This window comes from Saccharibacillus sp. O23, assembly GCF_002205895.1.
GTDB lineage: Bacteria > Bacillota > Bacilli > Paenibacillales > Paenibacillaceae > Saccharibacillus.
In genome coordinates this window covers 19925-33381 of record NZ_NJDE01000030.1, presented here as the reverse complement: position 1 = coordinate 33381, position 13457 = coordinate 19925, and the positions used below count along the sequence as shown (strand labels likewise).

Sequence of the window (13457 nt, the reverse complement as noted above, 5' to 3'; positions counted from 1 at the left end):
GTCAGAGCAAAGGTCTCTTCGCGCTCCACTCTTCGGCCAACAAACCGTAGACGGCGTGGTCGACGTAGCCGTCGTCCAGTCTTTCGGCTTGCCGCAGCACGCCTTCGAGCAGGAAGCCCAGACGTTCGGGCACGCCTCGGCTGCGGCTGTTGTGCGTCGCGCAGCGGATCTCCATCCGGTGCAGTCCGAGTTCGACGAACGCGTGGTCGACGAAAGCGCGCGCGGCGAGCGTCATCAGTCCCCGACCTTCGAAATCGGACCCGAGCCAGTAGCCGATCTGGGTCGAGAGGCTGCGCCAGTTGATCTCGTGGAAGCCGATCACGCCGGTCAGACGTTCCCCTTCCCAGAGACCGGCCGTTACGGCGTCGTGATCCGCATAGAGCCGGACGGTATTGGCGATAAACATTTCCGCGTCTTCGATTTCTTGCATTTGCCCGATCCACGGCAGCCACGGCTGAAGCGTGCTGCGGGAGCCGTCGACCAGCTCGAACAGTTCCCGGGCATGTCCGACGCGCAGCGGCTTCAGGAATACGGATTCTTTTAAAGGCAGAACAAACATGCGGCATCGGCTCCTTTTCTGGGCGGATTATGCCATTATGCTACTCGATCGCGCGCGGTCCGTCAAAAACGGCCGAGACTGACGAATCGGCGAAAGCGGGCGTTTTTATTGAACGGGCGCGCCGGTTTGCGTTATATTAAAATGCAGAAACCTTGCAGGGAACGACGCGCCGGAAGAAGGTTACAGAAATCAGGAATAACGAAAGGTTGATCATCGTGGAGAACGCGAAAACCCCACCGAATTTCATTAAAAGCATCATCGAAGAAGATCTCAAAAGCGGCAAAGTCAAAGAAATCGTCACGCGGTTTCCGCCCGAGCCGAACGGTTATATGCATATCGGCCACGTACGCGCGATCTTTATCGATTTCGCGTTGGCCGACGAGTTCGGCGGACGCACCAATCTGCGTTTCGACGACACGAACCCGGTCAAAGAAGACGTGGAATACGTCAATTCGATCAAGGAAGACATCAAATGGCTCGGTTTCGAATGGGACGCTCAATATTACGCTTCGGACTATTTCGACGAAATGTACGAACGCGCCGTCCTGTTGATCAAAAAAGGCTTGGCGTACGTCGACGACCAATCGGCCGACGAGATCCGCGAGAACCGCGGCACGCTGACCGAACCGGGCAAAAACAGTCCGTTCCGCGATCGTTCCGTCGAAGAGAATCTGGATCTGTTCACGCGCATGAGAAACGGCGAGTTCAAGAACGGCGAACGCGTGCTGCGCGCGAAGATCGACATGGCGTCGCCGAACATCAACCTGCGCGATCCGGTCATCTACCGCATCTCGCATACGACGCATCATAACACGGGCGACAAATGGTGCATCTACCCGATGTACACGTTCGCGCATCCGCTCGAAGACGCCATCGAAGGCGTAACCCATTCCCTCTGCTCGCTGGAGTTCGAAGACCAACGCCCGTTCTACGACTGGGTCGTTCGCGAGTGCGAGATGGAGGCGCAGCCGCATCAGTACGAATTCGGCCGTCTGAACGTCAGCACGATGGTCACCAGCAAACGCAAACTGCGCAAACTGGTCGAAGAAAATCTGGTCGACGGCTGGGACGATCCGCGCATGCCGACGGTCTCGGGAATGCGCCGCCGCGGTTATACGCCGGAAGCGATCAAAGCGTTTATCTACGAAACCGGCATCTCGCGCAGTCAAGGTCTGGTCGATATTCAGACGTTGGAACATTTCGTGCGCGAAGACCTGAAGCTCAAAGCGCCGCGCACGATGGCGATTCTGCGCCCGCTGAAGGTCGTCATCACGAATTATCCGGAAGGCGAAAGCGAGCTGCTGCCGGCCGAAAACAATACGGAGAACGAAGAGATGGGCATTCGCCAAATCCCGTTCTCGCGCGAGATCTATATCGAGCAGGACGACTTCATGGAAGAGCCGCCGAGCAAATACTTCCGCCTGTTCCCGGGCAACGAAGTGCGCTTGAAGCACGCTTATTTCATCAAATGCCATGACTTCGTCAAAGACGAGAACGGCAACGTGGTCGAAATCCACTGCACCTACGACGTGGAGACGAAAAGCGGCAGCGACTTCAACGCCCGCAAAGTCAAAGGGACGATCCACTGGGTCGACGCTTCGGCAGCTGTTCCGGCTGAATTCCGTCTCTACGAGCCGCTGCTCGGCGAAGACGAGGAATCCGAAGAACTGGCGACGGACGAGACCGAAGACGTATCGGCGAACGAAGTGGACGATTTCTTGAAAAAGGTCAACAAAAATTCGCTGGAAATCCTGCACGGGTTCGTCGAGCCTCAGCTCAAAGACGCGCAGCCGCAGGACAAATTCCAATTTTTCCGTCACGGGTATTTCAACGTCGATCCGAAGCTGTTGGAACCGGGCAAGCCGGTATTCGGCCAGATCGTTTCGATGAAAAGCTCGTTCAAGCTGCCGAAAAAATAAATGCCGTTTCGCGGCGTTCGGTTATACGCGGCGAGGCAAGCAGCCTTCTTCCCGAGCAGGGAAGAAGGCTTTTTTATTTTTCGTGCTCAGCGGCATGCTTCGATCCGCAGGCTTATCGCGTTTGTCGAACAGCCCGGAAATCTCCTTTTCGTAAATCTGACATGAGGGTGTTTATTTCAAAAAAACCCCGGTTAAAGTAAGGATGTCGCACCATGAAGCACCACACAAACATCATGAGGAGTGATTAAGAATGGCACGCAACAACCAAGACAACCGTAACGACAACGACGGCAAAATGACGCGCGAGGAAGCGGGAAGAATGGGCGGAGAAGCGACATCGAACAATCACGACCGCGATTTTTATCAGGAGATCGGCCAGAAGGGCGGAGAAGCGACCAAAAATTCGCAGGATTCCGACTTCTACAAGGAAATCGGCAAAAAAGGCGGAGACGCGACTTCGGCTTCCCACGACAAAGAATTCTATCAGGAAATCGGCAGCGAAGGCGGCAAGGCGCGGAGCAATTCCGGCGATTCGAGCGACGACAACGACGGCAAGATGAGCCGCGAAGAAGCCGGACGCAAAGGCGGAGAAGCCAGATCCCGTCAACGCGATAACGACTGATTTTCACGAAAGCCAAGCACGAAGCAGAGCGTCTCGGACAGACGAACCGTTCTGCGGATTTACGCGAATAGACGAGCGCGAGTCTCGACGAAAAAAGCAAGAACCCCTAGCGATTCCGGTCAAGTCCGGAGCAGCAGGGGTTCTTTTTCGGTTAGGCGGAGTCGGGCTATTTGCCCGGTGCCGCAACCCGAGGCGCATGGTAGCCGCCCCGATATAAGGTATAGCCCATCGCGGCGAAGCCGACCGCTCCCATGATCGACAAGACGGTTCCGCTCTGGTACATCATCGGAGCGCCGAAATTATCGAACATCCAGCCGCCCAAGATGCCCGCCACGATCCCGGATATGCCGCTCCAAGAAAGCGTAAAGAGCGCTTGGCCCGTGCCGCGGTAAGCGCTCGGCACGAACATGCTGGTCATATGCGTGCCCACGTAGAAATAACCGGCATACGTGACGCTGTGCAGCATTTGGATATAGACGATATGCATCGGGTTCATGACCGCCGACATCATGTACCAGCGCACCGCGAACAATACGCTTACGGTCGTCAGGCAGATCATCATGAAGCCGAGTTTGCGCCGGAAGAAACGGTCGAAGATCAAGAAAAAGATCGCTTCGAGCGCGGACGCCGAGAATACCGCCCAACCGACCAGTTCGCGTGAGCCGCCGAGATCGGTGATGTACAGCGTCATGAAGGTGCCGTTCATCGCGTTCGGGATCGACACGAATACGCCGAGCAGCAGGAACGCCGCGAAAGTGGGATTGGCGAGCACGCGGCGGAATCCCCCCGGAGGCGTGATCGTCGTCGTATCGGCCGCCCGGCGCAGCGAAGGCAGGACGATCGCGGACAGCAGCGCCAACGCGAGCAGGCCGGTGAACAGCCACGGCATGCCGGTGGACGTCCCCGCCCGATCGATGACAAAGCCGGCCGCGGCCGCCGTCAGCGCCCATCCGAGCGAACCCCATAAGCGGAAAGCGCCGAATTTGCGAGGCGTTCCGTCGATATAGCCGAGAATCAGCGTGTTGCTCTGCGCGAATACCGGACTCTGGAAAAAGAAGAAAGCGATCATCGCCAGATAGATCATGGCATACGAATGAACCTGAAAAACGAACTGCGCCAATACCAGCGTACCGAGCAGCATAAACATCAAAGTACGCCGCGTATTCTCGGTCCGGTCGACCAGATACCCCCAGAACGGGTTGGCGATCAGCGACACGAAAGGCCCGATAGCCATCAGCGTACCGATCTCGAGCTTGCTCATGCCTGCATCCTGAAGGTACAGCGGAAAGAAACTGGCGAAAACGGCAATCGCTCCGTACAGGAAGAAGTTGAAGGCTTTGAGCATAAAAAAAGGCGATCTCGCGGAGTTTGCGGGGTGAGGATGGTTCGATTGGTCGTCAGGCACGTCGAGCACTCTCCTTGCAGAAAATCGGATAATAAGCGGATATGGAAAAACGGCCGGTCGTCAGCTTTAAGTAAGGGCTTTCATTTCATGTCAGCTTTGATGAAGGGCCCGAGTCGGACAGCAGGGTCCTCAATCGACAATATAGTCCTTCCCAAGACAGATTACAACAAAATAATGCACAGCGTTAATGAAACAAAGGCGGACAAGCAGGAAAAAAGCCTTTTTTATGCGGCTTGCGGCAGGAAGCTTTGCTTATTTTCCGGAACTGCTACCGATTTGTCACATCAAGAAGGGTGAGCTGTTTCAAATTGCGATTATAATTGAAAGTGTAAGCGTGCACAATGCGAACATTCGGATTTACGATACCTTTGATCACTTTCGGCGGCCGGATTCCTACGCTCGTTCAGATCGGGAACGCACCGGGCGCTCATTTCCGTAAGGAGGTTGACGCTGATGACTAGCGCAATGATGGAGAAGACCGGAGCGGCCGCCCGGGAAGAGAACGATTGGACGCACACGCGGTGGATGATGTATCAACTGCTGAGCGATTTTATTATTTATAGACCCAGCGTGCATTTGGTCATGAAATGGCGCAGCAAACTGCAACGAATCGAATGGCCGCGCGAAGCTTTCGATCGTTTCAAAGCCGTGATCTCGGAGCCGGATACGGCTTCGCTGGCGGCGTTCTGCAAAAACGAAACGCGCGAATACGATCGGCTGCTCGAACGCGGACAAGCGATCGTCCCGCTGCGCGAAGCTTGGTACGCCGATTGCGAAGCCGAACTCTCGGCCGTGCGCGCCAGCGCGGAGTACGACCGCGCGGGCGTAATCTTGAATAAGACCGCCGGCGAGAAAGACGACGAGCTGAGCGTGGAATTGGAATTCATGGCGGTATTGGCCGAGCGCCTGACCGAGCAAGGCGTACGTTCCCGAGCCGAATGCGAAGCGCTGGTCCGCGCGCAGGCGGGCTTCGTTAAGCGCCATATGCAGACGTGGGTTCCGCCTTTCTGCGCCGAACTGCGTAAACAAACCGACAGCCCTTTGTATTCGAGCCTCTGCGCGCTGATGGAAGAATTGATCGCTTGCGATCAGGCTTGGTTGGACGGACAGAGCTCGAAGTAAGAGGCGCCGGGCCGCTCGAGAGCAATAGGGGCGATCCTAGCTTTGGGGATAGCGGCGATCGACGAAATCCGGAAGCCTAAGGAAAGGATTCGGATTCGAGCACGATAAATAAAAGACCGCCTGTACAGGCTTCCCGCAAGGAAGCCGTCGCAGACGGTCTTTTTCTATTATATACAGCAGCGAAAAGAGGACGGGTGAAGAACCCCGTCCTCTGCCGCTTGCCTACTCCAGCGGAGTTTCGAGCTTCTCCAGCTCCGCGCGCCGCGCGCGGGACTTGGAGCTGATCTTCATCAGGAATTCGTACACCACCGGCACGATTACGAGCGTGAGCAGCGTGGAGCTGATCAAGCCGCCGATGACGGTGATGCCGAGGCCTTTGGAGATGATGCCCGCGCCGCCTTCCCAACCCGCGACGAGCGGAATAAGAGCGCCGATCGTCGCCAGCGCCGTCATCAGGATCGGGCGCAGACGGGTCGAACCGGCTTCGAGCAGCGCTTCGCGAGTGGACATGCCTTCGCGTTCTTTGTGAATGACGCGGTCGATCAGGACGATCGCGTTCGTGACCACGATCCCGATCAGCATCAGCACGCCCATCAGCGCGGAGACGTTCAGCGTTTCCCCGCCGATCAACAGACCGATCAGCGCGCCGATCACGATGAACGGCAGCGAGAACAAGATCGCGAACGGTGCGAGTCCGCCGCCGAAGGTGACCACCAGCACGAAGTAGACGATCGCGATCGCGGCCAGCATGGCCAGACCGAGCTGCGAGAAGGTATCGTTGATCTGCTCGGTCACGCCGCCGAATTCGACGGTGATGCCGTCCGGCAGATCCATTTCTTTGATCTTGTTTTCCAGCGCGGTCGAAGCGCCGCCCACGTCGGAAGCGACGATGTCGGCCGACAATTGGGCGACGGTCTTGCCGTCCGAGCGGGTGATCGTTTCCGGCGAGATGCCGTCCTGCACCTCGACCACGTCGCTGATCGGCACTTGGATGCCGAGCGGGGACGTCAATTCGGTCTTCTCGATGTCCGAGAGCGTCTTGAACGTCTTGCTGTCGGCTTCGATGTAAACATTGTATTTCTGCCCTTCGATATCGACTTTGGTCAAGACCGGACGCTGAGTGACCGGCGCGAGCGTCATCGCGATCTGTCCGGCCGTCAGGCCGTAAGAGCTGAGTTTCTGCTGATCCGCGACCAGCGTATACTGCGCGTAGCCTTCTTCCAGATTGCTTTCGGCTTTCTCGAAGTTCGGATCTTCTTGAATCAGCTTCAGGATCTCGTCGGATACCGGCTTGAGATCGTCGGTGCTGTCGCCGTAGACGCTGACGCTCAATTGGCTGCCGCCGAGTCCGCCGCCGCCGATATCCATCTGGCTCCATTCGCCTTCTTTGACGCGCTCTTTGAGCCCCGCGATCAAGTCTTCTTTGACCTTGTCGAAGTTCGGCGTATCGCTCTCGAATTCCGTATAGAACAGCGCCGAGTTCGACGAACCGAAGCCCAGCGGGCTTGCGCCGCCGATCGAATACTGCATGTTCGTCAGATGCGGCACGCTGCGCACGTATTTCTCCGCTTCGAGCATGCGCTCTTGCGCCTGCTCGTCGGTCGCTCCGGCTTCCGGCGCGTACGTGAAGGTGAACGTCTTGTCTTCCTGCGAAGGCAGGAAGCTCGTGCCGACGTAAGGCAGCGTGAACAAACTGCCGACCAGCAGCACGACCGCGATCAGGAACGTGATCAGCTTATGGGACAGCGACCAGTTCAAAATGCGTTTGTAGCCTTCGGCCATGCGGCCCGGCTTGTCGTGGGATTGCTTCTTCTTGATGCCGCCGCGGAACAGCGTATGCGCGAGCATCGGCACCAACGTGATCGCGATCAGCAGCGAAGCCAGCAGCGCGAATACCATCGTGAGCGCGAACGGCATGAACAGTTCGCCGACCATGCCGCTGACGAAAGCGAGCGGCACGAACACGGCGAGCGTGACGATCGTGGACGACATGATCGGCAGGAACATCTCGCGCGTGGCGGCGCTGATCAACTGGCGGCCGCGCAGCTTCTCGGTGCCGAGCGTCAGGCGCCGGTAGATATTCTCGATGACGACGATCGAGTCGTCGACGACCCGGCCGATCGCGACGGTCATCGCGCCGAGGGTCATCATGTTGAGCGTGACGCCCACCTGCTTGAGCAGCAGCAGCGCGATCAAGAGCGACAGCGGGATCGACAGGATCGAGATGATCGTCGAGCGGATATCGCGCAGGAACAGCAGGATGATCAGCACGGCGAAGAGCGCGCCGAACGCCGCTTTTTCCAGCATGGTGCGGACCGAGTCTTCGATCGGCTTGCCTTGGTCGAGCATGACGGTCAGATTCAGACCGGAATATTGGCTTTCCAGATCGGCGATGCGGTCTTTGACCGCGTTGACGACGTCCACGGTGTTGGCGTCGTTGGTCTTGACGATCTGAATCCCGATCGACTCCCGGCCGTTGGTCCGGGAAACGGACTCGGAGCTGCCTGCCACGTCGATCTGAGCGATCTCGCTCAGCTTGACGGTCGGCAGCCCGGCCGCTGCGGCCGCCGCGGCGCCCTGCTGGGCTTGCCCTTCGAGCGCGGCGTTCGCGCCCGCTTCTTCCGCGGCCGCGGCTTCGGCGCCCTGCTGGGCTTCGCCCTCGAGCGCGGCATCGGGGCCGCTCGCGGTTCCCGCGCCGTCCGCGCCCGTGCTCGGCGCGCCCGGCGTCTGTCCTTGAGCGCCGCCGGAATCTCCGGCGCTGCCCGCGGCTCCGCCCGATTGCGGCTGCGCCGAAGCCGGCGTCACCGGAATCTCCAGCGCCTTCAAGTCGTCGAGCGTGGTCACGCCGCCGTCGACCACGACGGCCGATTGCGAATCGTCAAGCGTGAACAGTCCGAGCGGCGCGCGCACGGCGGAGGCGTTGACGATGTTTTGCACCGTTTCCTGCGTCAAGCCGAGCTCGGCCATTTTCTTCTGATCGAACTTGAGCTGCACTTCGCGGACGTATTGGCCCGACAGCTGTACGGAAGCGATGCCGGAGATCTTCTCCAGCTCCGGCACGACCTGCTCCTGCGCGACGCGCGAGAGCTTTTCCAGATCGTCGCCGCCTTCTTCGGCGGTCGCGCTCAGCGAGACGACCGGGAACGAGTTGAGGCTGAAACGGGTGATCTGCGGCCGTTCCACGCCGTCGGGCAGCGTGATGCGGTTCAGTCCTTCGCGGATCTGCGCGGTCGCTTCGTCCAGATTGGCGCCGTAATCGAATTCGACGGCGACCGAAGCGGCATTTTCCATCGAAGACGACGTGACGTTCTTGACGCCGTCGACGTTGCGGAGCATCTGTTCCAGCGGAACGGTCAGCTCGTTCATGACCGTCTCCGGAGCGGCTCCCGGATCGACGGCGGTGATGTTGAGGAACGGCACGTTGATGTTCGGAATCGTTTCTTGTTTCATGGTCAAACCGGCGTAAGCGCCGGCGGCCGCCACGACGACGGTGAGAAACCAGATGGCAAGCTTGTTCCTCAAGGAGAAGCCGATGATACTTTTCATAAAAAATTCTCCACTCCTCTTACCTGTTAATGGATTGCGCCCGTCGGTCGGGCATCTCTATGCCGAACGGTTTCTAAGAACGCGTTCGAGCTTCAAAAAGCGGCCTGTTCGTCCAGGCGATACAGCAGGATCGGCTCCAACTGTTCCAGCGCGCCGTGCAGCGAATGAACTTCGCGCAGGTTGGCAAGCATCCCTTTGACGACGGCGCGTCGGGGATATTCTTCGTTCAGTTCGGCTTCCAGCACGTCCAAGGTCTGCATCGTCTCTTCGCGCTCGGCGCGCAGCAGCGGGCTCCAAGCCAGCGTATCCCGCATCTGGCGGATCAGAATGAACGGCCGTTTGGCGGCGCCGGAGTCGCCCGGAGCCTGCGTTTCTTCGATCCAGCCCGCCCACAGCGCCGGAGCGATCAGAGGTTCCGGATTCGATTGAAGCAGACGTTCGACGGCGGCGTCGACCATGCGTTCCAGATGACGAAGCGACTGGGGAATCGGAATCTCCGGCATGCCCCAATCGTCGGCCAATTGGAGGTAAGAGAAGGTCAAGCCGCTGATCAAGATGAACAGGTCGCCGGAATACGCGTCGATCTCCGGGCCGTAGATGCCGATCAGGCTGCGGCGTACTTGAACGAAAGCGGTAGTCAGCAGCGGGTGGCGTTCGGGCGCGCAGGCGCCGGCCGCCTGCTGCTTGCGCAGCCCGTCGCCGATGCCCGTAAACTCCTGTTCGCGGATCTGCATCACCATGAACGTCTTGAATTCGATAAGCGAATGGAGCAGCACCTCGATCTGGGCCACGAAGGTCTCGCGGGCGCTTCGGTCCTGCGACGCCGCGGATTCCAACTTCTGCTGAAGCGTGGCGAGCGCGTATTCGTGGATAGAGCGGATCAATTCTTCCTTGGAGCGAAAATGCTGATAAAGCGTTCCTTTGGAGAAACCGCAGCGCTCCGCGATGTCCTGCATGGATGTCGCTTTGATTCCCCGTTCGGAAAACAAGGAAAGGGCGACGGTGAAAATGGTCTGTTTGCGCTCTGCGGATCGGTCGGTCAAACGGGTTGCGCCTCCTTTTCTGACTGTACGGTTCTACGATCGACTCTCTAGTCGAAAATAGTATAAACCAAAAAAACGCCGCTCTCAACTTTGCCGAAAGTCGAGAGCGGCGTTTCACGAGATCAGTTTCAAACCGACCGCGGCCGATAGAATCATCGCGATGAACAAAATCCGCCGCGCTTCCTTCGGTTCGCCGTACAGGAACATGCCGACCAGCGCGCCGCCGACCGTGCCGATGCCGGTCCAGATCGCGTACGCCGTGCCCATGGCGACATGCTGCATGGCGAAGGTCAGCAGCGAGAAGCTGCCGGCGAACGAAGCGATCAGCAGCAGATAAGCCGGTACGCCTTTGCGAAGAGAGACCTGCTTCAGTCCGATGACGCCCGAGACTTCGCAGCATCCGGCGAGCAGCAGAGCGATCCATGCCATATCAGACCGCCCCCTTTCCGCCGGCGCGGACTTCCGCCGAGCCGGCTTGTTCTTCTTTCGGCGAGTCGGTGACGAGCTTGAGGCCGACCACGCCGGAGAGCAGCAGCAGAATCAGCAGCGTCTTGGCGAGACTGAACGGTTCGCCGAAGATCAGCGTCTCCGCCACGACGGTGCCCGCCGTGCCCAGTCCGGTAAACACGGCGTATACGCTGCCGATCGGCAGCACTTTCGAAGCGTTGATCATCAGCCAGAAGCTGGCGGCGATGCCGACGATCGTCAGCAGCCATTCCCACAGGTTCGAGGAGTGTTTCAACCCGGATACCCAGGCCACTTCGAACAATCCTCCGATCAATACATAGGTCCATCCGCGATTGGCGCGGCTCATGGTGTCCACTCTCCTTGCTTTCTCGATAAACTCAAGTTTTCAATATGCCGCGGCAGTAGATCGGCCACATGGCTTTGAGACGCCGCTCCGCTCTTGCCCGGTCGCCGTAGATGGCTTCGGCCATGATGCCGTCCAGCACGGTCACGTAAGCCAGCGCCGCATCCGGCGCGCCGCCGGGATGCAGCCGGGCGGCGTGCGCCGGTCTCTCCAATAGCTGCTTCAATCCCTGCTCGGCTTGTTCGAAGAACGGCACGACCCGATTCATCACGTCGTCGTGCAGCGAACTCGGCGGGAAGTAGCACATGCGCAGAAGGAAACGGGTCTCCGTATCCGATTCGTAATCGTCCAGCAGACGTTCCGTCAGCCGATGCAGATTCTGTTCGAGCGGAAGCTCCGCTCCTTGAAGCGCATAGCGGAACCAATCGCGCCGTTTGCGTCGAAGCGCCCGATCGAATACGCACAGGAACAAGTCTTCTTTGCTGCGGAAATGGGCATAGATCGAAGGTTTGCGGATTCCGACGGCTTCGGCGATCCGGCCGAGCGAAGCGCCTTCGAACCCTTCGCTGGCGAACAAACCGAGCGCGATATCTTCGATGACGGGCTTGCGGGTCATGCGAAATCCTCCTTTTTTCCGAAGAAAACAAACTAACGGTCGTTAGGTAGAAAAATATCACACCGGATTCGTCCTGTCAACGGGAAGGGTAAAGACAGTTATCAAGATTGCGAAGAGCCGGAAACGGGGATTTCGATGAAACCGATTGCGGCCGGAGACGTAATGACCGTCACGAGAAATGGGGGATTGCACAATGAGACGTGGGCTGATCGTATTCCTGCTCGCCGTTTTGCTGTTCGTGTTTTATTATTTCGGCGTCGATCTGTTCGGAACGACCGCGGCCGCGGTCATGAGCATCTTTTCCACGCTGACGGTCATCTCGATCGCCTTCGTGATCTTTATGGACAATCGGAATCCGTCGAGCACGTTGTCTTGGATACTGGTCTTGGGACTGCTGCCGGTGGTCGGCCTGATCTTCTATTTTCTGTTCGGGCAGAATTATTTCCGCCGCCGCAAATACGACAAGAAAGCTGAATGGGACCGCCGCATTTATAAATGGAGCGAGAAAGATACGCTGGCGGGCATCGAGAATACCGCGCATTTTACCGAGGAACAGCAGCGCATTCTGCGCCTGTCGCGCCGGTTGTCGCTGATGCCGGTCTCGTATTCGAGCCCGACGGCAGTGCTGACCAACGGGGGCAGCACCTTCTCCGAGCTGCTCGAAGCGCTGCGCGGAGCGAAGCATCATATCCATATGGAATATTACATCTACCGCGCGGACGATATCGGCACGCAGATTCAGCAGCTGCTGATCCAGAAAGCGAAAGCGGGCTTGGAAGTGCGCTTCATGGTGGATGCCGTAGGCAGCATTCAACTGCCGCGCAAATTTCTGGACGAGATGCGCGATGCCGGAATCAAGGTGGCGATCTTCGGCTCGACCAAATTCCTGCTCGCCACCAGCCGGGTCAACTACCGCAACCATCGCAAGATCGTGGTGATCGACAAAAACATCGGCTTTATCGGCGGGTTGAACGTCGGGGACGAATACCTCAGCCGGAGCAAGACGTACGGATTCTGGCGGGATACGCATATGCGGATCGAAGGCGAAGCGGTCGCCACGCTGCAGCGGATTTTCCTGCGGGACTGGCGGCATATGACCGGCGAACAGCCGACCGGACCGGGATATTTTCAAAGCAAAAGCAAAGCCGATCCGTCGCTCGGAGCGGTGCAGATCATCGCCAGCGGACCCGATAACGATCGCCGGGCGCTCAAACATATCTTTTTCTCCATGATCACGACGGCCAAAAAGTCGGTCTGGATCGCCACGCCGTATTTCATTCCGGACGAAGACATTCTCACCGCTCTGCGCACGGCCGCGCTGTCGGGTCTCGACGTCAGGCTGCTGTTCCCGGCCAAGCCGGACAAGAAGCTGCCGTTCTGGGCGTCGCATTCGTATTTCCCGATCCTGCTCGACGCGGGCGTGAAGATCTACGAATACGAAAAAGGCTTCCTGCATTCCAAGCTCCTGATCGTGGACGGGGAGACGGCCAGCATCGGCACCGCGAACATGGATATGCGCAGCTTCCATCTCAATTTCGAAGTCAACGCGCTGCTCATGAACAATGCCAGCGTCGCGCGCATCGCGGCGGACTTCGAACGCGATCTGCTGAATACGACGATGATCGATCCGGCTGAATTCGGCAGCAAACGCATGGCGGTGCGGTTCATGGAATCGGCCGCGCGGCTGCTTTCGCCTTTGTTATGAGACATTTGCGGCCCAAAGACGGTCAAGGCGCTCCTTAGGAGCGCCTTGGCTTTTTGGGCGTCGGGTCGCGAATCGGTTAAAAATTTAAGTTTTCGGGGCGGATAGCGTT

11 protein-coding genes are annotated in these 13457 nt (G+C 58.3%); 4 read left to right on the top strand and 7 right to left on the bottom strand.

From position 1 onward, the window contains the following. Position 1 precedes the first annotated feature (1 nt). Complete coding sequence (locus CDO73_RS24915; protein ID WP_088491202.1) at positions 2-559, bottom strand: GNAT family N-acetyltransferase; 558 nt, start codon at positions 557-559, stop codon at positions 2-4. Between the two features lie 215 nt (positions 560-774). Here CDO73_RS24915 and CDO73_RS24910 point away from each other — a divergent pair, with 215 nt between their 5' ends. Together CDO73_RS24910 and CDO73_RS24905 are read left to right on the top strand one after the other, a co-directional pair. Then, positions 775-2478: a glutamine--tRNA ligase/YqeY domain fusion protein gene (locus CDO73_RS24910; RefSeq protein WP_088491218.1), complete on the top strand. Its 1704-nt coding sequence runs from the start codon at positions 775-777 to the stop codon at positions 2476-2478. Positions 2479-2728: 250 nt separating this feature from the next. Further along, a complete protein-coding gene (locus CDO73_RS24905; RefSeq protein ID WP_088491201.1) occupies positions 2729-3100 on the top strand; it encodes a KGG domain-containing protein in 372 nt (123 codons plus the stop codon). A gap of 166 nt (positions 3101-3266) precedes the next feature. Here the strand turns inward: CDO73_RS24905 and CDO73_RS24900 are convergent, their stop codons facing one another. After that, positions 3267-4505: an MFS transporter gene (locus tag CDO73_RS24900; RefSeq protein ID WP_256972844.1), complete on the bottom strand. Its 1239-nt coding sequence runs from the start codon at positions 4503-4505 to the stop codon at positions 3267-3269. Between the two features lie 453 nt (positions 4506-4958). On the opposite strand from CDO73_RS24900, the gene CDO73_RS24895 reads away from it, so the two are divergent. Next, on the top strand, positions 4959-5627 hold the full coding sequence (locus CDO73_RS24895) for a TorD/DmsD family molecular chaperone (RefSeq protein WP_088491200.1): 669 nt from the start codon (positions 4959-4961) through the stop codon (positions 5625-5627). A gap of 222 nt (positions 5628-5849) precedes the next feature. Here CDO73_RS24895 and CDO73_RS24890 read toward each other — a convergent pair whose 3' ends face one another. The 5 genes from CDO73_RS24890 to CDO73_RS24870 form a co-directional block, all read right to left on the bottom strand. After that, complete coding sequence (locus CDO73_RS24890; protein ID WP_088491199.1) at positions 5850-9173, bottom strand: efflux RND transporter permease subunit; 3324 nt, start codon at positions 9171-9173, stop codon at positions 5850-5852. Positions 9174-9265: 92 nt separating this feature from the next. Further along, positions 9266-10216, bottom strand: coding sequence for a TetR/AcrR family transcriptional regulator (locus CDO73_RS24885; RefSeq protein ID WP_088491198.1), 951 nt, complete (start codon positions 10214-10216; stop codon positions 9266-9268). Between the two features lie 114 nt (positions 10217-10330). Continuing rightward, a complete protein-coding gene (locus CDO73_RS24880) occupies positions 10331-10645 on the bottom strand; it encodes a DMT family transporter (RefSeq protein WP_088491197.1) in 315 nt (104 codons plus the stop codon). Between the two features lies 1 nt (position 10646). Then, positions 10647-11030, bottom strand: coding sequence for a DMT family transporter (locus tag CDO73_RS24875; protein ID WP_088491196.1), 384 nt, complete (start codon positions 11028-11030; stop codon positions 10647-10649). Positions 11031-11061: 31 nt separating this feature from the next. Then, positions 11062-11643: a TetR/AcrR family transcriptional regulator gene (locus CDO73_RS24870; RefSeq protein ID WP_088491195.1), complete on the bottom strand. Its 582-nt coding sequence runs from the start codon at positions 11641-11643 to the stop codon at positions 11062-11064. A gap of 193 nt (positions 11644-11836) precedes the next feature. Between CDO73_RS24870 and cls the strand changes: the two genes are divergently transcribed. After that, positions 11837-13348: a cardiolipin synthase gene (cls, locus tag CDO73_RS24865; RefSeq protein WP_088491194.1), complete on the top strand. Its 1512-nt coding sequence runs from the start codon at positions 11837-11839 to the stop codon at positions 13346-13348. Positions 13349-13457: the final 109 nt, after the last annotated feature.

Excerpts from the sequence above, each read along its gene's own strand:
- CDO73_RS24880 (WP_088491197.1), bottom strand. The coding sequence starts at position 10,645 with ATGGCATGGATCGCTCTGCTGCTCGCCGGATGCTGCGAAGTCTCGGGC.
- CDO73_RS24875 (WP_088491196.1), bottom strand. The coding sequence starts at position 11,030 with ATGAGCCGCGCCAATCGCGGATGGACCTATGTATTGATCGGAGGATTG.
- CDO73_RS24905 (WP_088491201.1), top strand. The coding sequence starts at position 2,729 with ATGGCACGCAACAACCAAGACAACCGTAACGACAACGACGGCAAAATG.
- CDO73_RS24870 (WP_088491195.1), bottom strand. The coding sequence starts at position 11,643 with ATGACCCGCAAGCCCGTCATCGAAGATATCGCGCTCGGTTTGTTCGCC.
- cls (WP_088491194.1), top strand. The coding sequence starts at position 11,837 with ATGAGACGTGGGCTGATCGTATTCCTGCTCGCCGTTTTGCTGTTCGTG.
- CDO73_RS24890 (WP_088491199.1), bottom strand. The coding sequence starts at position 9,173 with ATGAAAAGTATCATCGGCTTCTCCTTGAGGAACAAGCTTGCCATCTGG.
- CDO73_RS24895 (WP_088491200.1), top strand. The coding sequence starts at position 4,959 with ATGACTAGCGCAATGATGGAGAAGACCGGAGCGGCCGCCCGGGAAGAG.
- CDO73_RS24915 (WP_088491202.1), bottom strand. The coding sequence starts at position 559 with ATGTTTGTTCTGCCTTTAAAAGAATCCGTATTCCTGAAGCCGCTGCGC.